The sequence below is a fragment of the Kitasatospora sp. NBC_01560 genome, assembly GCF_045208415.1.
Taxonomy (GTDB): domain Bacteria; phylum Actinomycetota; class Actinomycetes; order Streptomycetales; family Streptomycetaceae; genus Kitasatospora.
On the sequence record NZ_CP109364.1, the window covers coordinates 315,370 to 335,950 of the forward strand.

At 73.2% G+C, this 20,581-nt stretch carries 12 protein-coding genes and 1 pseudogene; 10 read left to right on the top strand and 3 right to left on the bottom strand.

Annotation, left to right across the window (positions count from 1 at the left end):
* Positions 1 to 411 precede the first annotated feature (411 nt).
* Entirely contained in the window at positions 412 to 1,476 is a 1,065-nt protein-coding gene (locus tag OH807_RS01255) for a LacI family DNA-binding transcriptional regulator (protein ID WP_406192614.1), read from the top strand.
* Positions 1,477 to 1,592: 116 nt separating this feature from the next.
* Here OH807_RS01255 and OH807_RS01260 read toward each other — a convergent pair whose 3' ends face one another.
* On the bottom strand, positions 1,593 to 4,043 hold the full coding sequence (locus OH807_RS01260; RefSeq protein WP_406192617.1) for an RICIN domain-containing protein: 2,451 nt from the start codon (positions 4,041 to 4,043) through the stop codon (positions 1,593 to 1,595).
* A 96-nt stretch (positions 4,044 to 4,139) separates the two neighbouring features.
* Positions 4,140 to 5,579: an RICIN domain-containing protein gene (locus OH807_RS01265; protein ID WP_406192620.1), complete on the bottom strand. Its 1,440-nt coding sequence runs from the start codon at positions 5,577 to 5,579 to the stop codon at positions 4,140 to 4,142.
* A gap of 923 nt (positions 5,580 to 6,502) precedes the next feature.
* Here OH807_RS01265 and OH807_RS01270 point away from each other — a divergent pair.
* From OH807_RS01270 to OH807_RS01295, 6 genes are all read left to right on the top strand, one after another.
* Entirely contained in the window at positions 6,503 to 8,110 is a 1,608-nt protein-coding gene (locus OH807_RS01270; protein WP_406192623.1) for a peptidoglycan-binding protein, read from the top strand.
* A 549-nt stretch (positions 8,111 to 8,659) separates the two neighbouring features.
* On the top strand, positions 8,660 to 11,089 hold the full coding sequence (locus OH807_RS01275; RefSeq protein WP_406192626.1) for a M4 family metallopeptidase: 2,430 nt from the start codon (positions 8,660 to 8,662) through the stop codon (positions 11,087 to 11,089).
* A gap of 632 nt (positions 11,090 to 11,721) precedes the next feature.
* The gene (locus OH807_RS01280; protein WP_406192629.1) at positions 11,722 to 12,765 is read left to right on the top strand and encodes a substrate-binding domain-containing protein; all 1,044 of its coding nucleotides are present in this window, start codon (positions 11,722 to 11,724) and stop codon (positions 12,763 to 12,765) included.
* 279 nt (positions 12,766 to 13,044) lie between these two features.
* On the top strand, positions 13,045 to 14,550 hold the full coding sequence (locus OH807_RS01285) for a sugar ABC transporter ATP-binding protein (RefSeq protein WP_406192632.1): 1,506 nt from the start codon (positions 13,045 to 13,047) through the stop codon (positions 14,548 to 14,550).
* Entirely contained in the window at positions 14,547 to 15,584 is a 1,038-nt protein-coding gene (locus OH807_RS01290; RefSeq protein WP_406192635.1) for an ABC transporter permease, read from the top strand. The genes OH807_RS01285 and OH807_RS01290 overlap by 4 nt, the downstream gene beginning before the upstream one ends.
* Before the next feature lie 282 nt (positions 15,585 to 15,866).
* The gene (locus OH807_RS01295; RefSeq protein WP_406210625.1) at positions 15,867 to 16,724 is read left to right on the top strand and encodes a DeoR/GlpR family DNA-binding transcription regulator; all 858 of its coding nucleotides are present in this window, start codon (positions 15,867 to 15,869) and stop codon (positions 16,722 to 16,724) included.
* On the opposite strand, the pseudogene OH807_RS01300 reads toward OH807_RS01295, so the two are convergent.
* Positions 16,699 to 17,016 (bottom strand): annotated as a pseudogene (locus OH807_RS01300) (DeoR family transcriptional regulator); the annotation flags it as partial. The gene OH807_RS01295 and the pseudogene OH807_RS01300 overlap by 26 nt on opposite strands.
* A 317-nt stretch (positions 17,017 to 17,333) precedes the next feature.
* Between OH807_RS01300 and galT the strand changes: the two are divergent.
* Genes galT through galK form a run of 3 tightly spaced genes read left to right on the top strand, consistent with a single transcriptional unit; the run spans position 17,334 to position 20,520 of the window.
* Entirely contained in the window at positions 17,334 to 18,437 is a 1,104-nt protein-coding gene (galT, locus tag OH807_RS01305; RefSeq protein WP_406192638.1) for a galactose-1-phosphate uridylyltransferase, read from the top strand.
* On the top strand, positions 18,434 to 19,393 hold the full coding sequence (gene galE / locus OH807_RS01310) for a UDP-glucose 4-epimerase GalE (RefSeq protein WP_406192641.1): 960 nt from the start codon (positions 18,434 to 18,436) through the stop codon (positions 19,391 to 19,393). The genes galT and galE overlap by 4 nt, the downstream gene beginning before the upstream one ends.
* Positions 19,390 to 20,520 carry a galactokinase gene (galK, locus tag OH807_RS01315; RefSeq protein ID WP_406192644.1) on the top strand — a complete coding sequence of 377 codons (1,131 nt, stop codon included), beginning with the start codon at positions 19,390 to 19,392 and terminating at the stop codon, positions 20,518 to 20,520. Before galE ends, galK begins: the two co-directional genes overlap by 4 nt.
* Positions 20,521 to 20,581: the final 61 nt, after the last annotated feature.

Below are 20,581 nucleotides of genomic sequence, written 5' to 3' on the forward strand. Positions count from 1 at the left end.
ACGACCGCGTGTCATCGTTCCAGCACACGGGAATGCGTTGGAACACGGTGGAATGCGTCGAATCCTGTTCGGCCGTTCACCTGGCCGGCCTGGTCCCGCCTGTCCGGGCTCCCGCCCTCAAACCTTCTCCTCCCCCGGATTCCACGACCGCCCGTCCCCGCCGCGCCTCCTGGCCTACGCACGTGCGTACGCAGTCGATCGGGGTGTGCGCACCAGGAGCGACCCCTGTTCCGCGTTGTCCGTCGAAGCCGGCGGTAGGCCGCCGAGGGTCGGCCGTACCGCCACGGGCCGCCGGCCCCTGCCCGCTCCGGGCAGGGGCCGGCGGCCTTCCCTCGTGGCCGCCGACCCGCATCGTTCCCCTCCGCGTCCGACCGTTACGATGTTCACGCAGACACGCGAGGAAGGACCGGCATGGAACGAAGAGCGACGACGCCCGGGACGGGCACCCGGGGCCGGCAGCGCCCGCCGTCGCAGGCCGACGTCGCCGCCCTCGCCGGCGTCTCCTCGCAGACGGTCTCGCGGGTCGCCAACCACCGCTCCAACGTGGAGCCGGAGACCCGGGAACGGGTCCTGTCGGCGATGCGGATGCTCGGCTACCAGCGCAACAGCGCCGCCCGCGCACTCACCCTCGGCCGCTTCCACGTGCTCGGCGTGGTCACCTTCGACCTCGCCGCGCAGGGGAACGCCCGCACGCTCGCCGCCATCTCGCACGCCGCCCAGGCCGCCGGGTACTCGGTGAACGTGGTCTGCGCGGAGGCGCAGACCGAGGACGCCGTCCAGCAGGCGGTCCGACAGCTGACCGAGCAGGCGGTGGACGGCCTCGTCGTCATCGAGGCGCAGATCCTCGACCGGAAGGGGTTCACCGTCTCCGGCGGAGTCCCGGTCGTCGTCGCCGACGGCGACCCGGAGCGCCGCTTCCACGCGGTGGACACCGACCAGGCGGCCGGTGCGACGGCGGCGGTCGAGCACCTCCTCGGCCTCGGCCACCGGACCGTCTGGCACATCGGCGGCCCGCAGGACTCCTACGCCGCCCACCGCCGGGCCGCCGCCTGGCACGCCACCCTGAAGGGCGACGGCGCGCCCGTCCCGCCGCTCGCTCTGGGCGACTGGACCGCCGAGTCCGGCTACCGGGTCGGCAAGGAGCTCGCCGCCCGCCCGGAGGTCACCGCGGTCTTCGCCGCCAACGACCACATGGCGCTCGGCCTGATGCTGGCACTGCGCGACGCCGGCCGCCGGGTGCCGGAGGACGTCAGCGTCGTGGGCTTCGACGACGTGCCCGAAGCCGCGTACTTCGCCCCGCCGCTCAGCACCGTCCGGCAGGACTTCGAGGAGGTCGGCCGCCAGTGCGTCGCGCTCCTCCTGGACCAGATCGACCGCAACCCCGGCGAGCCCCCCTCGACCCGGACGATCTCCGTCACCCCGGAGCTGGTCGTCCGCTCCAGCTCCGCCCGCCCGCCGGCCGGCGCACGCAGGTAGGGCCCGCCCTCCCCCGGCGCGGACGCGCGACGCCGGGCCGTTGGGCCGTTGGGCCGTTGGGCCGTTGGGCCGCGGACGGCGGCACCGTCCGCGGCCCAACGGCCCGGCGTCAGCTGTCAGCCGACCTTGATCTGCTGGTCGGCGCTCCCGCTGCACGGGTACTGCACCAGCGGGGCGCTGTTGTTCGGGGAGCCGCCGGAGACGTCCAGGCACTTGCCGCTGTGCCGGGCCATCAGGGTCACGTGGCCGGGGACGGTGGTGCGCACCGACCACTGCTGGTTCCGGCCGCCGTTGCAGCCGTAGAGCAGGAGGGCCGCGCCGTCGGCGGTGGAGGCGCCCGAGACGTCCAGGCACTTGCCGCTCTGCAGGCCCACCAGGTTGACGTAGCCGGGGCCGGCGGGCCTCAGGGACCACTTCTGGTTCGAGGCGCCGACACAGGTGTACTGCAGGGCGGGCGCGCCGTCCGCGGTGGAGGAACCCTGGATGTCGACGCACTTGTTGCTGCCGGCCACGCGCAGTGCCTTCCAGACGTCGGCAGCGGCACTGCGCACGCTCCAGGACTGGTTGCTCCCGGTCGTCGGCCTGTACACGCCGACCGGGGCACCGTCGGCCCCGGACGCGCCCGTCACATCCAGGAGGTTCCCGCCGGCTGCGTTGACCAGCGTGCTGCGGCCGTCGCCGGTCGTGGAGAGCATCCACCGCTGCTGCGTGGACGAGCCCGGCGCGGCGAAGCCGAGCACCCCCGCGTTGACGCTGAGGGCCTTGCCGGTTCTGGCACTGGTGATCCGGTACGCGGTGGTGTTCTCCCAGGCGCCGGAGACCTTGGTGAACTTCCACTGCTGCGCGGTGTCCGCGGGGTCGGAACGGCGCTGGACGGGGCCGCTGCCGGCAGTCGCGCCGGTCGACAGCGCCATGCCGCTGTTCTCCGCCAGCAGTTGCCGCACCTGGCCGGTCGGATCCGTCGACACCGAGCTGTCGACGCCCGTGGCGCCGGGAACGACGAAGGTGGTCACCGAGCCCGGGCCGACCGTCGCGGTGAGGGTCTTGGCGGCGGTGGCCGAGAGGTCGCCCTCACGCTGCACGTTCTTGCCGGCGTCCGTGGTGTAGCGCTCGACGGGGACGGCGGTGTCGACGTTCTGGAAGCCCCCGAGGTCGAAGGTGACCGTCCGGTCCGCGCCGGTGGGGTTCGTGTAGACGACCACCGCACCCGTGCCGCCGGGCCGCAGGGCCGCGAGTGCGTCCGGGTCGTCGCTCCCGACGACCCGGGCCCCGGGACGGATGAACCGGCTGTAGTTGGCCATCGCCCAGTACTTCTTGTTCAGCCGCAGCGGTTCGGTCGCCGGGTGGGTGGACGCGAGGTCCGTCTGGATCAGGCCCCAGTTGGAGTCCTCGTGGCCGGGGGTCATGTTGACGTAGTCGTCGACGGCCTGCCACATCACCCAGGCGCTGGGCTCCAGCTCCCTGATGTCGTCGTTGATGTGCCGCGCGAAGTCGAGGGCCGGGGACATGTCGGTGAAGCTCTGCGGCACGCTGCCGCCCAGATCGACCTCGGACATCCAGAGCGGCTTGGCGGAGCCCTTGGCGATGTCGCGCGCGCCGGTCCGGCCGCCCTGGCCGTAGGTGTGGCTGTTCAGCTTGCCCACGGCAGCGCGGGTCGTCGCGTCGTAGGAGTCCCAGGCGTCCCGGAACATGTCCGCGTTGGTCTCGTCCATCGCCGCCACCGGCGTGCCGAGGCCGGCTCCGGTCAGCGCGCTGCGCAGGCCGGCGATGATGCGGGCCTGGGAGGCCTGGTCCCAGTGCGAGCCCTCCTGCCGCCCGCCCGCACCCCAGTAGGACGTCCCCGGCTCGTTCACCGGGGAGACGGAGCCGAAGGTGACGCCGGTGGCGGACTGCGCCCGCTGCACGGCCCCGGTCAGGTACGCGGCGAACCGGTCGTACTGGTCGGCGCGGAGGTTGTCCCGCCCGCTGTCGGTCGCACCGGACACCAGGCCGCTGTTGGTCATGAAGTACGGCGCGGAGTTGGAGAAGGCCTCGAAGGTGTCCGCGCCACGGCTCTTCGCGGCCTTCAGCCACCAGAGCTGGTTCGGGTCGGGGTCGGCGCTCCAGTGGGTCGGGTCGGCCGCGTTCCACCAGTCGACGGGCTCCGTCCAGCCGTCCGCGCCGCCCGCCGGCGGGCCGTCGGCGGCGGGGCGGTTCCAGTACCCCGGGACCGCGGCGCCCGGACGCAGGTACGGCGCGGTCTCGGGGCTGTCGCCGCCGCCGATGTTGTAACGGGCGACGGTGAAGCCCAGACCGTCGGCGCCGTAGAGGTAGTCGGCGAGCTGGTTGCGCCGGGCGTCCGGCCAGCCCCCCGTGACATTGGCGAACCAGGCCAGCGCCGTGCCCCAGCCCTGGAACGGCTGCTGCTGGTAGCCGGGATCGAGGCGGACGGTGACGTGAGCGGTCGCTTCGGCGGCCGTGGCGGGCGCGGCACCCAGGGTGCTCGCGGTGAGGGCCGCGACCGCGGCGGCGGCGGCGCCGAACCGGGCCCGGCCGGAGCGGGCGGGCGGCTGCTTGGGTGGGAACACGAAGACTCCTGGACTGGGTGCGGGCGCCCACGACGACGCCCCTCCGCCGTACGGGGAGTGGAGGGGCGTCGTCGAGCGCGGATCGGGTGGGGACGGTCAGGGGGTGGTGGTGCGCAGCCACTGCTGGTTGGTACCGGTGCCGCAGGTCCACTGCTCCAGCGCGGTGCCGTCCGCGGTGGACTGGTTGATGACGTCCAGGCACTTGCCGCTGTGGCGGGCGACGAGGCGGACGTAGCCGACGCCGGTGACCTTCTGGACCTGCCACTGCTGGGAGGTCCGGCCGTCGCAGGTGTTCTGCACGGCGGGCGCGCCGTCGTCGGTGGACGCGCCGCTCACGTCCAGGCACAGACCGCTGTGCCTGGCCATGATCTGCACGTAGCCGGTGCCGAGGTTCTTGAGCCAGAAGTTCTGGTTGGCGCCGTTGCCGCAACTCCACTGGAGGAGCTGGGCGTTCGGGGCGAAGGAGTAGTTCCCCACGTCGGCGCACCGGCCGCTCCCGCGGCCGGTCAGGCTCTCCCAGGTGGCCTTCATCGGGGTGATGGCGCCGGTCGCGGCGTTCACCTGGATCTGGGGCGACGCCCCCATGGTCATGGTGGTGTCGGTGGGGAAGGCCAGCGGCAGCCAGACGTACTGGGAGTCGTTGACCGTCCCGCCGAAGGAGTTGCCCCAGCGGTCGCCCATGTAGAGGTAGCCGGTGCCGCCGGTGCCCTGCACGGGCAGCACGAACGCGGTCTGGCTGCCGTAGGTGACGCCGTCGCCGATGTCCGAGAGACCGCTCCAGGCGCCGGTGATGCTGGTGGCGGTGCCGTACCGCTGCTGGTTGGGGTTCCAGCCGCTCGTGGTGGAGCTGAGCAGGAAGTACACGCCGTTGCGCTTGAACATCGCCGGCGCCTCGCGGGACTGGCCGGCCCAGAGGTTCTGGACCTGGGCGTCGATGCCCGTGTAGTCCGCCGTCAGCCGGTAGACGTGCAGGTCACGGTTCTCGTTGGCGGCGGAGATCATGTAGCCGGTGCCGTCGTCGTCCACGAAGGTCGTGATGTCACGGGACATCTCGCCCAGCGGCCGGAAACTGCCCCGGTAGGTGTAGGTGCCGTCGACCGTGCTGGAGACGGCGACCGCCGCGCGGGCCTCGCCGTAGTCGGAGCCGTTCTCCTTGTGCATCCACATGACGAACCGGCCGGTCGCCGCGTTGTACATGACCTTGGGCCGCTCGATGACGGCGTAACCGAGCTCCGGGTCGGCCGCCTGGGTCAGGGCGTGGTTGCGGAACTCCCAGCTCTTCAGGTCGGTGGAGCGGTAGACCGAGACGTAGTGGAAGGTGTTGTCGGCGTTCCGGTCCTCGCCGAACCAGTAGTAGTACTTACCGACCTTGATGACACCGCCGCCGTGGGCCTGCACGGGGTTGCCGGCGGTGTCCGTGAAGCGGGTGCCGTTGGTGATCGTCACCGTGGCGGCCTCGGCGGTGGCGACTCCCTGGAGGAGCGGGAGGAGCAGCGCCAGTACGGCGCCGAACAGGATCGTTCGAAGTCTCGGCATGGTCACATACCTTCGTTCTCCGGTGCATGCGCCGAACGACCGCGAGCCGTGGCAACGCGAACAGGACACGGCCGACGGATCCGCCGAACCGTCTCGGCGGGTACTGCCCGTTCCCCGGCGTCCCGTGCCGGGAAGGGGTGCGTGCGGTCCGCGCATGCATCGTGGGTGGGGGTGGGGGTGGGGCCCGTTGCTCGAACCGGGGGTGCGGAGTGCCTTCCGGCACCGTGCCGGGGAGAGCGAATGCCCTGGTGGGGGTGGTGCGCGGACCGGACCGATCGGACTCGGGCCCGGCTACCGGCGGCCTCGGCGAGCTGCCGCCCCTCGGGGCGGGAACGTCCCGGGGCGTCCGCCCCACTTGCCTGCGCCGGACACAGCCGTCCCGCTGTGTTGGCGCAAACAAGTGGGGTCGACCGAGAGTTTCGAAGCGCATGCCCGGCATGTCAAGAGATCCATCAAACTTCGACACATTCCGGCACCATCGCCCCGGACGCGTCAGCAGACCGTCAGAACCTGGGAACACAGAGCCACGACGGAGCGGTGGTGCGTGAGGCCCGCCCGGATTCTCGGCCCGGTGGCTCGTCCCCGGGCGATCACGTCCGGGCCTGTGCACTTCTGGTGACTTGCTCGATCGGCCGCGGCACCCCGCCGGTCCGGATAACGATCACGTCACGCGGCAGGACGCCGGCGGCCCTCCCGGCTCCCTCTCTGCGAGCCCCCTGGCCCCGAGGAGTGTGCTGTGCCGTCCAACCGTGTCGTCGACGTCCGTGGCGCCGCGAGCTCCCGCACCACCGATCGCCCGGTGTCCCACCGGCCGTGGCCGCCGTGCCGCGCCGGGACCGGACGCCCGCAAGCGCAACGCCGCCTGCGGCAGGCATGGGGTTCGTACCCGTCCGCCCCAAGGCCGATGCCACCGAGGACCCTCGATGCCACCCTCCCCCCACTCCTTCAGCGACGCGGAGCTCGACGAGCTCCTGCTCTCGGACTCCGCGCGGCACGCCGCGACCCGGGAGCTGACGCGCCGCTACGGCGACCTGGTGCTGGCCTACGCCGGCACCCTCTGCGCGACGGCGAAGGAGGCACAGACCCTGGCGGCCGCCGTCTTCGACAGGTCGCTCGATGCCTCGCGCCGTGGGCAGCTCCCGGGCCCGCCCTGGGTCTGCCTCCTGCTGGGCGAGGCGCGCCTGCTCGCCGCCGGGTGGGCCGCCGCCGGCCGGGGCGGTGACCTGTCACCGGACTTCCGGATCTGGTTGTCCGTCCGCAGGGCACCCCACCAGGGCTTCCGCGAGGTCGTCGCCGTGGCCGAGGAGAACAGCCCGCTGCTCGGTGCGCTGGGGCAGCTGCCGGACGACCCGGCGTCGGAGCTGTGGCGGGCGCTCGCACCGGACACCGGGGCCGCGCCGACGTCGTCCGCCACCGCTCCGGCCGTCCCGGCGGAGGCCCGCACGGCGCTGGCGGACGCGTACGTCCGGGTCCACGCCGTCGGGGCGCCGGAGCGCCGGTGCCGGCATCTGGCCGCCCTGCTCGCGGAGTCGGCCACCGCCCGCACGCCCGCTCCCGTCGAACTCGCCTCCCACCTCTCCCGGTGCGACCGCTGCCGCCGGGCGCTGGCCGACCTGCGGGCCGTGCACCGCTGGGAGGCCGGCCACCTGCGGGACGCCCTGCTGGTGCGCTTCCGGCCGGCGACCGTTGCCCGGCCGACGTCCCCGCCCGCCTCCGAGCCCGTCCCCCCGCAGCCCGGCCGCTCGCAGCCGGCCCGCCCCGGGGGGCCGCCACCACCTGAGGAGCCGTCCGACGGGATCGTCCTGGGCGGGACCCACCGCCGGACCAGGCCGAAGCACGGCACGGCACGTCGGCGTCTCGCCATCGGCGCCGCCGGCGTCGGCACGGTCGCGCTGGCCCTCGGGCTGGCGATGGCCGAAACCCCCCCGGGCGACGTCACCGGCTCGGCGTCGTCGGGCGGGGCCTCGGCCACCACCGCGGACGTCGTCGCCCCGGCCCCGGCGCCCCCGAGCACGACGCAGCCGACACCGGCGCGCGAATCACCGCCGGCCCGGCCGACACCCGCTCCGAGCAGGGTCAGGGCCACGACTCCCGCTCCGACCCCCACCCGCTCGGCCCTGCCGCCCGCGCCGTCCGCCGAAGGCCCGACCGCAGCCGTACCGGGCCCGCCGGGCGCATCGGGCGCATCGGGCGTCCCGGTCGCACCGGCACCACCGGTCGTTCCGACCCCGACCGCTTCGCCGTCCGCCACCGCGTCGCCCGCCACTCCCGGACTCCGGCGGGGCGACAGCGGGCCCGAGGTGGTGGCCCTGCAGAGGCTGCTGGTGCGGGCCGGGTGCGTCCCGCCGGAGTCGGCCTTCGTGCGAGGGCGCTTCGACGCCGTGACCGAGCGCGCCCTGGCCGGGTTCCAGCAGGCTGCCGGCATCCGCGGCGAGGAGCGCGATCTCGCCCTCTACGGTGCTCGGAGCCGGGCGGCCCTCGAACAGTCGCCGGCGGGAGACCGGTGCGGGGGGCCGCCGCCCCGGAGGTGACGGGCCGGACGCGGGCGGCCGGCCGTCCACCGGAGGCCGTCCGGGCCGCCGACGCCGCGGCCCGCGACCGCCTCCCCCGCGGCGTCGACACTGCCGACGCCGCCCAGCCGCCGGCGTCGGTATCGGCGGCGGACGGCCCGGATCCCGCCGGCACGCCGACGGATCGCATTCGGCCATCACCACCGCCGCGGCCCTACCGGCCCGGCCGCGCCCGGACACACCCCGGCGACGCACCGCCTCCGCCACCGCCGCACGCGCCCCGAGCAGGCCGACGGAGCCACGGCCGCCCGCGCACGGGGGCCGGCGCCGGGCGCCCGGCGGCGGGCCGGACGCCCCGCCGCCGGTGCTCGCCTTTCGGCCGTTCCCCTGAGGGCGGCCATGACATGGCTGCGCAAACATGGCACGCTGCTGCCTGCCTGACGCACCCTCATCGCCTGTGCAGGACGGGCTTGTTGAGTGCACGGCGCGGTCCTGACCACCCGCTGGACGCCCTCCCCCGGCCCGACCGGACCGAACCGGTCGAGCTCACCGCACCCCTGAGGAGCTCCGTTGAAACGATTCCGCCACAAGGCCGGCGTCACGAGCGCGCTGGTGCTCGGTGCCGTCCTGGTCGCTCCCGTCCATCCGGCCGGCGCCACCCCGGTCGGCGCGGGTGCCACCTCCGCGAGCGTCCCCGGGCACGACGGGGCCGGTCGGGCCGCCTCCGGCGGCGCCGCTCCCCGCCCGGGTGCGCTGGCGGCAGCACTGGACCCGGACCGGCGGACGGCACTGCTGGCCGACGCCCGGGCCCGCCGCTACGACACCGCCGCAGCCCTGGGCCTGGGCGCCCAGGAGGAGTTGGTCCCGAAGTCCGTCACGCAGGACGCGGACGGCACGCGGCACACCCGCTACGACCGCACCTTCGCCGGGCTGCCCGTCCTCGGCGGCGATCTGGTCGTCCACACGACCGTGAACGGCGCGGTCGAGGGCGTCGACAAGGCCACGGCCGCGACCCTCGGGATCACCTCCGGCATCGCCGCCGTCCCCGCCGCGGCCGCCGAGGCCCGTGCCCTGGAGCGCGCCCGGGCCGCGGGCGGGTCGGACGCGGCGGCGGAGTCCGTCCGCCAGGTGGTGTGGGCCGCCTCCGGCACTCCGGTGCTCGCCTGGGAGAGCGTCGTCGGCGGCGTGCAGCACGACGGGACGCCGTCGGAGCTGCACGTCGTCACCGACGCGGGCACCGGCGCCGAGCTGTTCGAGTACCAGGACGTCAGGAACGGCACCGGCAACAGCCAGTACTCCGGCCAGGTCACCATCGGGACCACGGCGGCCGACGGCGGCCACGTCCTGACCGACGACACCCGTGGCGGGCACCGGACGTACGATCAGCGGCACAGCGAGGACGACGGGAACACCGGGAGCCTGTTCACCGACGACGACGACGTGTGGGGCAACGGCCGCCCCGACCAGCCGCAGACCGCCGGCGTCGACGCGGCCTACGGCGCCCAGCTGACCTGGGACTACTACAAGGACGTCCAGGGCCGCAACGGCATCCGGAACGACGGCGTGGCCGCCACCAGCCGCGTGCACCACGGCAACGGCTACGCCAACGCGTACTGGTGGGACACCTGCTTCTGCATGACCTACGGCGACGGCAACGACAACGCCCACCCGCTCACCTCCATCGACGTGGCCGCCCACGAGATGACGCACGGTGTCACCTCCGCCACCGCCGGCCTGGTCTACAGCGGGGAGTCCGGCGGCCTGAACGAGGCCACCTCCGACATCATGGCCACCGCCGTGGAGTTCTGGGCCGACAACGCCTCCGACCCGGGTGACTACCTGATCGGCGAGAAGATCGACATCAACGGCGACGGCACGCCGCTGCGCTCCATGGACAAACCCTCCAAGGACGGCGACTCCCGGGACTACTGGTACTCCGGCATCGGCTCCACCGACGTCCACCGGTCCTCCGGCCCGGCCAACCACTGGTTCTACCTGGCCTCCGAGGGCAGCGGCGCCAAGCGCGTCAACGGCGTCGCCTACGACTCGCCGACCTCCGACGGCCTGCCGGTGAACCCGATCGGCCGGGACGCCGCCGCGACCGTCTGGTACCGGGCGCTCAGCACCTACATGACGTCCGCCACCGACTACGCGGGCGCCCGCACCGCCACCCTCCGGGCCGCCGCCGACCTGTACGGCACCGACAGCCCCGCCTACCGGAACACCGCCAACGCCTGGGCCGCCGTCAACGTCGGCCCCCGCCTCACCGCAGGCGTGACCCTGGTCAACCCCGGCGACCAGGTCACCGAGACCGGCACCGCCGTGCACCTCCGGCCGACGGCCACCAGCAGCAACCCCGGCCCGCTCACCTACGGCGCCACCGGCCTGCCGGCCGGCCTGACGATCGACGCCTCGACCGGCCTGATCTCCGGCGCCCCCACCACCCCGGCCACGAGCACCGTCACCCTCACGGCCACGGACCCCACCGGCGCCCTCGACCGCCTGACCTTCACCTGGACGACCTACACCGTCGGCCAGTGCGCCACCGCCCAGCTGTTCGCCAACCCAGGCTTCGAGTCCGGCCCCATCGGGTGGACGGCGTCGAACAGCCGGACCATCGACTCCACCAACCCCTACACGTCGCCGCGCAGCGGCTCCTGGAAGGCCTGGCTGAACGGCTACGGCAGCACCCGCACCGACACGCTGTCCCAGCCCGTCCACATCCCCTACGGCTGCCGGGCCACCCTCAGCTTCTGGGTGGACATCACGACCGACGAGGAGACCAGGACCGTCCCGTACGACACGCTGACCGTCCAGGCCGACGGCACCGCCCTGGCCACCTGGTCCAACCTGGACGCCACCACCGGCTACGTGCGCAGGAGCGTCGACCTGTCCGCGTACGCCGGGCAGTACGTCACCGTGACCTTCGTGGGCCGGGAGGACCTCGCGGCCCGGACCACGTACCTGATCGACGACACCGCCGTCACCCTCGGCAACTGAACGACCCGGCGCAACCCCGGCCGGCCCCGCGCGAGCGCGGGGCCGGCCACCGCCGTACCGGCCCGCGCGACGCCGGCGGGCCGGGGGCCACGCCCACCCCTCGGACACGGCTTGGCGGCACCGTCGCCCTGCCGCACCATCGGGCCACGGGACTCGAAGGCACTCCGGGAGGCTGAGGGCTCTCTCACTGTTCTCCTTGCACGTGCGGCTCGGAACACGACGGTCCGGGTGCGGCGGTCACTGGTGGGAGCGCCGTGACCCACCGCCGTCCCGGGGCTTTACAGAAGCGTTACCGATGCGTTCCGGCGCCGGAACACCCGGGCGGCCCGCGCACGGCCCGCCCGGTCGGCGCAGGCGGCGGCGGGACGTCACAAGGTGATCTCGACCCAGCAGGTGGCTTGACGGGCTTCCGAAACAGGGGTGTCATATCTCCATCGCGTTCGGAAGTGTTCGTTACTGGCTGTTTACGTTGGATTAGCCAGCGCAGGCGGAGAGGTTCGGGCCACAAACCACCATCTGGCCCGCTCCGCAGCGCACTTCACCGCTCGCAATCCACCAGTGTGTGCACCCCGTGCCCCACCCCTCGCACCCGTCCCGTCCCCCAAGACGGGTGCGGCCTCGAAGGAGCTCCCATGTTGCGTCCCACCACCCGTGCCGCCGCCGCGGCCGGCCTGCTGCTCTCGCTGGGCCTGATGACCGCGTGTTCCACCGGCCAGGAGTCCGTCGCCGGAGGCGATGCCTCGGTCGCACCGGTCAGCGGGAAGATCTCGATCACCTACCTGCAGAAGCAGGGCGACCAGGAGTACTTCGTCGGTGAGGCGGCCGGTGCGAAGGCGAAGGCGGCGGAGCTGGGGGTCGACCTGAAGGTGGTGAACCTCGGCAGCGACGCCAACAAGACCATCAGCGAGGTGCAGTCCGCGGTCGCGCAGAAGTCCAACGGCGTGATCATCGTGGTACCCGACCCGGCGGTGGGCCCGCAGGTCGTGCAGACCGCGCGTGACGCCAAGGTGGCGCTGCTGACCTCGGACGACCAGATCTGTTCCACCGGCCCGGACCCGGCCGCGTGCGCGAAGGACGACCTGGTGGCCCGGATCGGGTTCTCGGGGCAGCAGATGGGCACCGAGGTCGGCAAGCGCGCCGGTGAGGAGTTCAAGAAGGCCGGCTGGAACCCCGCCGACACCCGCGTCATCTCCGCCTGGAAGCAGGACGTCACCGTCTGCGGCGACCGCGTCAAGGGCGCGAAGGAGGCCTTCAACGCGGCCGTCCCCGGCGTGCAGGGCATCGACGTCGCCACCGACAACACCCCCACCGGCGCCCAGGACAAGATCGCCGCGACCGTCACCGCCAACGCCGGCGTCAAGCACTGGGTCGTCTGGGGCTGCAACGACGAGAACGTCCAGGGCGGCGTCACCGCCCTGCAGAACGCCGGCATCGGCGCCGACAACGTCATCGGCGTCGGCCTGGGCGCCTACCTCGCCTGCAAGAACTGGACCGGCAACAAGCCCACCGGCATGAAGGCCGCGCTGTTCATCAACGGCAAGGACGTCGGCGCGCTGGCCGTCCAGACCATGTACGACAAGCTCAAGAACGGCAAGGACTTCCCCAAGGAGGCCTTCGCGCCGACCACCATGGTCGACGCCACCACCTGGCAGAGCGCCGGCGTCACCTGCAACTGACGCCCGTCGGTCGGGCCGGCTCCCCCCACAGCCGGCCTCGGGGCTCTCCCGGGCCCGACAGCTGCCCCGCCGGGCCCGGGAGAGCCCCTTTCTTCGACACCCAGCGAGACCGGAGCGCCGGGCCGCACCCGGCCCGCTCCCGACCCCGGTGCGCGGACGAACGCGGCGCACCGGCCGCACGCCCTACCCAACCCTCCCGCACGACGCCGAGGTGACCCGATGAGTCCAGCTTCCGCCGCGAACCCAGATCCCCGTCCGCCGACCACCGGGAGTGCCGGTGTGCACCAGGTGACCAAGCGCTTCGGGGCGGTCCAGGCGCTCGGCGGTGTCACCCTCGACTTCCCGGCCGGGCAGGTCACCGCGCTGATGGGGGAGAACGGCGCCGGCAAGTCCACCCTGCTCAAGATCCTCACCGGCGACCACCAGCCCACCGAGGGCCACGTCCTCCTCGACGGACAGCCCCTCACCCTGGCCTCACCCACCGACGCCCGCCGCGCCGGCATCCGCATCATCCCGCAGGAACCCGAGATCATCCCGCACGTCTCCGTCGCCGAGAACGTCTACGCCGGTTCCCTGCCCCGCAGCAACGGCCGCCGCCTGGACCGCGCCGAGCTGCGCCGGCGCATCACCGCCGACCTCGAACGCCTGGGCTTCGACAAGGTCCTCGACCCCGACCTCCTCGGCTCCCGGCTCACCCCCGCCCAACGCCAGCTCGTCGAAATCATGCGAGCCCTCACGGGCGACGCCAAGGTCATCGCCTTCGACGAACCGACCTCCTCGCTGTCCGAGCACGAGGTCGACGCACTCTTCGCCCTCATCCGCCGCCTGCGCGACCAGGGTGTGGCCGTCATCTACGTCTCCCACCGGATGCAGGAGATCTTCCAGCTCGCCGACCGCATCGCCGTGCTGCGCGACGGCACCCTCGCCGGCGTCCAGGACGCCGCGACCACCACCGAAGGCGAGCTCGTCCGCCTCATGGTCGGCCGCGACCTGTCCACCATGTTCTCCCGCGAGCACGTCGCCACCGACCGCCTGGTCCTGGACGTGCGCAACGTCACCACCGACGTCGTCCACGACATCGACCTGCAGATCCACGCCGGCGAGGTCGTCGGCCTCGCCGGCCTCATCGGCGCCGGACGCTCCGAACTCGCCCTCGCCCTGGCCGGGGACCTGCCCATCCACTCCGGCACGGTCACCCTGGACGGCAAGCGCCTGCCCTCCGGCAACCCCGGTGGCGTCATCCGTGCGGGCCTGGGCCTGGCCCCCGAGGAACGCAAGGCCCAGGCCCTCTTCCTCCAGCGCTCGATCCGCGACAACACCTCCACCGTCGTCCTGGAACGGCTGCGCCGCCTGCGTTTCGTCCGGCGCAGCGCCGAACGCGAGCTCGCCCAGCACTACACCGACCGGCTGCGGGTGCGCACGCCGTCCATCGAGCACGAGGTCCGCAAGCTCTCCGGCGGCAACCAGCAGAAGGTCGTCCTCGCCCGCTGGCTGGCCCGCAAGCCCAAGGTCCTCATCCTCGACGAACCCACCCGCGGCATCGACGTCGGCGCCAAGGCCGAGATCTACCAGATCATCGCCGACCTCGCCAAGGAGGGCGTCGCCGTCCTCGTCATCTCCTCCGAACTCCCCGAAGTCCTCGGCCTCGCCGACCGCATCGTCGTCATGCAGAACGGCCGCATCACCGGCGAACTCGACCGCGCCGACGCGAGCGAGGAAGCGATCCTCAACCTCGCCATGGCCGACGACATCGCCACCACCCTCATTCCTGGAGCTTCCGCATGAGCACCACCGCCGGTACCCCGCCGACCACCAAGAACGGCGTCCCGCACCGACGCAAGGAGACCGGCGGCACGCTGCTGGCCTCGGTCGGTGGGCAGAACCTCAGCCTCATCGGCGCCCTCGCCGTCGTCCTCACCCTCTTCGGCACCCTCAACGACAACTACCTGTCGATCTCCAACATGCAGGTCATCGCCGAGGCAGCCACCATCACCGGCCTGCTCGCCGTCGTCCAGACCGTCGTCATCATCTGCGGCGGCCTCGACATCTCCGTCGGCTCCCAGGCCGGCGTCGCCTCCGTCGTCTCCGCCATGGCCTTCACCTCCGCAGGCTCCAACGCCCTCGCCGGCATCGCCGCAGCCATCGGCGTCGGCCTCCTCGTCGGCATCCTCAACGGCATCGTCATCGTCTACGGCCGGGTCAACCCCACCATCGCCACCCTCGCCGGACTCGCCGCCTACAAGGGCCTCGCCCAACTCCTCTCCGACGGCCGCGCCCAGGGCTACGTCCTCAACGACGACATCTTCATCTTCCTCGGCCGCGGCAAGATCGCCGGACTCCCCGTCATGGTCTGGATCCTCATCCTCACCGCCGTCGCCGTCCACCTCCTCCTCAAGTACACCGACATCGGCCGCAACATCTACGCCATCGGCGGCAACGACACCGCCGCCCGCCTCGCCGGCATCAACATCAACAAGTACCTGATCGCCGTCTACGCCCTCATCGGCACCGTCGCCGCCGTCGCCGGCATCCTCCTCACCGCCCGCACCGGCTCCGGACAGCCCGTCTCCGGCAGCGAAGGCCTCGAACTCAAGGCCATCACCGCCGCCGCCCTCGGCGGCTGCGCCCTCAAGGGCGGCAAGGGCGGCATCGGCGGCACCCTCCTCGCCGTCGCCCTCCTCGGCTGCCTGGAGAACGGCCTCACCGTCCAGGGCATCAACTCCTTCTGGCAGAACGTCGCCCAGGGCGCCCTCCTCGTCATCGCCGTCGTCATCCAGCAACGCCGCAACGGCGAACGCGCCATCGGCCTCCCCGCCTGACCACCACCCCGAACTCCGCCGGGAGCTCTGTCGAACACAGCCGTCGCGAAGGGGCGACGGCCGGACAGGACGCCACCCGGCGGACCGGCGACGGCCGCTGAGGGTCGGCCTGCTCGCCAACCACGCCGGTGGCGTCCACCCCAGCGGACGCCACCGGCACGTTCGTGACCGGCCGCGAGCCACGCGCACGGCAGCCGGCGGCGCCGGGCCCCGCGCCCGCGGTCCGCCGCACGAACTCCGGCCTTCCGTCCGATCCGTGAGGGAGTTGACGACAGCATGCTGATGTCCGACCAGGGACTGCTCGCCGAGCAACGCCGCGCCCTCATCGTGGAGCTGGTCCGACGCGACGGCGCCGTGCGCGCGTCCGACCTCGTGACCAGGTTCGGGGTCTCGGACATGACGATCCGCCGCGACCTCGAGGCCCTGGCCCGCTCCGGAGCGGTGGAGAAGGTGCACGGCGGCGCGGTCACCGCCGGCACCAGTGAGGAAATCGGCTTCGCGGTGAAGTCCACCCGCGAGTCCGCGGCCAAGGCCCGCATCGCCGAGGCGACCGCTGCCCTGGTCAAGCCCGGCACCGTGGTGGCCGTCAGCGGCGGATCCACCACGCACGCCGTGGCGCCGCACCTGCTGAACGTTCCGGACCTCACCATCCTCACGAACTCGCTCCCGATCGAGCGGCTCGTCCGCGGCGCGGCGGACACCACCCACCGCCCGCCCGTCGTCCTCCTGACGGGCGGAAGTGCGACGCCCACCGAAGCTCTCGTCGGGCCCATCGCCGACCACGCCATCAGCTCTCTGCACGTGGACCTGCTGATCCTCGGCGTCCACGGAGTCACCGAGCGCGAGGGACTGACCAGCCCCAACCTCGCGGAGGCGCAGACCAATCGGGTGTTCCTCTCACGCGCCCGCCGCGTTGCGGTGGTCGCGGACCACACGAAGTGGGGCATCACCGGGCTCAGCACCTTCGCCGACCTGGACCAGGTCGGCTGGTTCATCACCGACGACGGGATGCCGCCGGAGGCCCGTGCGGTCATCGCGGAGAGGGTCGGCGAACTGGTCGTCACCGGCGCCCCCGACGCCTCCGCGGACACCCCCGCCGGAAGGCCGGGCCCGGCCCTCCGCGTGCCACGGCCCCTGTGAGGTCCCCCGGGGCAGTGGCACGGCCGGCGGGGGCGGCCTTGGCCGCGGACTCACGGGTGGACTTGGCCTCGAAGCCGGGCTCCTCCGTGGCGGCTCCGGTCGCGACGACGGCCCCGCCGTGGACCTTCTCCACACCGCCGGCCCTGGCCAGCGCGTCGAGGTCCCGCCGGATGGTCATGTCCGAGACGCCGGACTCCTCGACGAGGTCGGCGACCCGCACCGCGCCGTCCCTGCGCACGTGCTCCAGGATGAGCGCCCGGCGCTGGTGCGCCAACAAGCCCTGATCTGCCACAACGCTCCTGATCGGTCTCCATCCCGCCCACGGCCGCCCGTAACGTGACGCGTCCCCACGCCGGCCGACGCTGCCGTCCACCTATCGCAGGGGAAACGGCTTCGATCGGCACAGCACCCTGCTCGTTCCCGCGCGGAGGCCGACCCGTGCCGATGCCCGCCCGTGCTCTTCGCGACGGGCCCTCCGGAGCACGGGAGTTCGCAGAAGACTCCATCCACCTTCTGTTGCTTTTTGCTTATTAATGTTTGATTATGTTGCATCGTAGTCCTCCGGCAGAGCGAGGCACTCGCCGCCCGGAGCCCCGCCGAGAGGAAGCCGTGATCAGGACGACCAGCAAGCTCGCCGACGGGCGCGAGCTGATCTACTTCGACACCGATGGGCGCGTCCCCCGCAACACCGTCGACCGCCGCCCGCTGGACGCCCCGGCCAACGGCTCGGAGATCCGCCGCGACCCGATGACCGGCGCGTGGGTGACCATCGCCGCCCACCGCCAGGCCCGGACGTACCGGCCGCCCGCGGACGAGTGTCCGCTCTGCCCCTCCGCGGACGGCCGGTTCAGCGAGATCCCCGCCTCCGACTACCAGGTGGCCGTCTTCGAGAACCGCTTCCCGTCACTCGCCGCGGACAGCCGCGACCCCGGCTACGTCGCCGGTGACCCGCTGCGCGGCGCACTCGCCGGCACCGGCCGCTGCGAGGTGGTCTGCTTCACCGCCGACCACCACGCCTCCTTCGCCGACCTCGACGAGGCCCGGGCCCGGCTCGTCCTGGACGCCTGGACCGACCGCACCGCCGAACTCTCCGCCCTGCCCGGCGTCGAGCAGGTCTACTGCTTCGAGAACCGCGGCGCCGAGATCGGCGTCACCCTCGCCCACCCGCACGGCCAGATCTACGCCTTCCCCTTCACCACGCCCCGCACCGCCCGGATGACCGAACAGGCCGCCCGCCACCGCGCCGCCACCGGCCGCAACCTCTTCGAGGACCTCCTCGCCGCCGAACACACCGACCCCCGGCGCACCGTCCTCACCGGGCGCCACTGGACCGCCTTCGTGCCCTTCGCCGCCCGCTGGCCCTACGAGGTGCACCTCTTCCCCCACCGCCGCGTCCCCGACCTCACCCGGCTCACCGAGGCCGAACGCGCCGAGTTCCCCGGCCTCTACCTGGAACTGCTGCGGCGCTTCGACCGCCTGTTCCCCGCGGCCGGCGCCGGCGGAACCGCCACGCCGACCCCGTACATCGCCGCCTGGCACCAGGCCCCCGCCACGGGCGGCGAGGAACTCGCCCTGCATCTGGAGCTGTTCACCGTCCGCCGCGCGGCCGGCAAGCTCAAGTACCTGGCCGGGGTCGAATCCGGCATGGACGCCTTCGTCAACGACATCGCGCCGGAACAGGCGGCCGAGCGCCTCCGGGAGGTCGCATCATGAGTAAGTACCTGGTCACGGGTGGTGCCGGCTATGTCGGAAGCGTGGTCGCCGCGCGCCTGCTGGAGGCGGGACACCGGGTGACCGTCCTGGACGACCTCTCCACCGGCTTCCGGGAGGGTGTGCCGGCCGGTGCCGAGTTCGTCGAGGGCCGGATCCAGGAGGCCGGGAAGGTCCTGGACGCCTCCTTCGACGGGGTGCTGCACTTCGCCGCCTCCTCGCAGGTCGGCGAGTCCGTCGAGGACCCGGAGAAGTACTGGCGCAACAACGTGGCCGGTTCGCTGGAGCTGATCGCCGCGATGCGCGCGGCGGGCGTGCGCAAGCTCGTCTTCTCCTCCACCGCCGCCACCTACGGCGAGCCCGAGGTCGTGCCGATCGCCGAGACCGCCCGCACCGCGCCGACCAACACCTACGGCGCCACCAAGCTGGCCGTCGACCACCTGATCACCAGCGAGGCCGTCGCCCACGGCCTGGCCGCCGTCTCGCTGCGCTACTTCAACGTCGCGGGCGCGTACGGCGCCTACGGCGAGCGCCACGACCCCGAGTCGCACCTGATCCCGCTGGTCTTCCAGGCCGCGCTGGGACAGCGCCCGCACATCGCGGTGTACGGCGACGACTACCCGACCCCGGACGGCACCTGCATCCGCGACTACATCCACGTCGCGGACCTCGCCGACGCGCACCTGCTGGCGCTGGACGCGGCCGAGCCGGGCGAGCACCTGATCTGCAACCTGGGCAACGGCAGCGGCTTCTCGGTGCGCGAGGTCATCGAGTCCGTGAAGCGCGTCACCGGCCGGGAGATCCCGGTGCGGACCACCGGCCGCCGTGCGGGCGACCCGGCCGTGCTGGTGGCCTCCGCCGAGCGCGCCCACGAGGCCCTGGGCTGGACGCCGCGCCGCCCGAACCTGGACGACATCGTGGCCGACGCCTGGAAGTTCACCCTGGAGCACCCCGCATGACCGCCTTCCGGACCCTCTACTCCGCCGCGCCCGAAGGCACCTGGGCAGCCCCCGGGCGGGTCAACCTGATCGGCGAGCACACCGACTACAACGACGGCCTCGTGCTGCCCGTCGCCCTCCCGCACACCACGCGGCTCCAGGCCCGCCGCCGCGAGGACGGCCTGCTGCGCCTGCACAGCACCCGGGGCGGCGAGGGGATCACCACTCTCGACCTCGACGGGCTCACCCCCGGCGGCACGAAAGGCTGGGCCGCCTACCCCGCGGCCGCCGTCTGGGCCCTGCGCAACGCGGGCCACGTCGTCGCCGGGGCGGATCTGCTCATCGACAGTGACGTACCCGAGGGCGCCGGCCTCTCCTCCTCGGCCGCCCTGGAATGCGCCGTCGTCACCGCCTACAACGACCTCTACCACCTCGGCCTGGACGGTGTGCGGCTCGCCCGGCTCGCCCAGCACGCCGAGAACGCCTACGTCGGCGTCCCCTGCGGGATCATGGACCAGACCGCCTCGATGAGCTGCCGAGAGGGCCACGCCCTGCTCCTGGACACCCGCGACCTGACCACCCGGCAGGTCCCGCTCGACCTCCGGGGCGCCGGGCTGCGGCTGCTCGTGATCGACACCCGGGTCAAGCACGACCTCGCCGACGGCGCGTACGCGAAGCTGCGGGCCGGCTGCGAGCGGGCCGCCGAGCTGCTCGGTCTCCCCGCGCTGCGCGACCTCACGGCCGCTGCCCTGCCCGGGGCCCTCCAGCGACTGCCGGAGGAGCTGCGACCACTGGTCCGGCACGTGGTCACGGAGGACGACCGGGTCCGGCACGCCACCGCCCTGCTCGACGCCGGCGAGCCGGCCGGCCTCGGTCCGGTCCTCACCGCCGGGCACGCCTCCCTGCGCGACGACTACCGGGTCTCCTGCCCGGAGACCGACCTCGCCGCCGCCACCGCCGAGGACGCCGGCGCCCTCGGTGCCCGGATGACCGGCGGCGGCTTCGGTGGCTCCGTCATCGCGCTCGTCCGCGCCGACCGCGCCGACCCCGTCACCGCCGCTGTCACCGCCGCCTTCGCGGCCGCCGGCCACGCCCCGCCACGCGTGTTCGCGGCCACCCCCGCCGACGGCGCCCGCCGCATCGCCTGACGGGCTCGGTCAGCACCCGCCGCCCGGGCCGTGGTCACGGCGTCCCGGCCCGGGCGGAGCA

Excerpts from the sequence above, each read along its gene's own strand:
- OH807_RS01255 (WP_406192614.1), top strand. The coding sequence starts at position 412 with ATGGAACGAAGAGCGACGACGCCCGGGACGGGCACCCGGGGCCGGCAG.
- OH807_RS01270 (WP_406192623.1), top strand. The coding sequence starts at position 6,503 with ATGCCACCCTCCCCCCACTCCTTCAGCGACGCGGAGCTCGACGAGCTC.
- OH807_RS01290 (WP_406192635.1), top strand. The coding sequence starts at position 14,547 with ATGAGCACCACCGCCGGTACCCCGCCGACCACCAAGAACGGCGTCCCG.
- OH807_RS01265 (WP_406192620.1), bottom strand. The coding sequence starts at position 5,579 with ATGCCGAGACTTCGAACGATCCTGTTCGGCGCCGTACTGGCGCTGCTC.
- galK (WP_406192644.1), top strand. The coding sequence starts at position 19,390 with ATGACCGCCTTCCGGACCCTCTACTCCGCCGCGCCCGAAGGCACCTGG.
- OH807_RS01295 (WP_406210625.1), top strand. The coding sequence starts at position 15,867 with ATGTCCGACCAGGGACTGCTCGCCGAGCAACGCCGCGCCCTCATCGTG.
- galE (WP_406192641.1), top strand. The coding sequence starts at position 18,434 with ATGAGTAAGTACCTGGTCACGGGTGGTGCCGGCTATGTCGGAAGCGTG.
- OH807_RS01280 (WP_406192629.1), top strand. The coding sequence starts at position 11,722 with ATGTTGCGTCCCACCACCCGTGCCGCCGCCGCGGCCGGCCTGCTGCTC.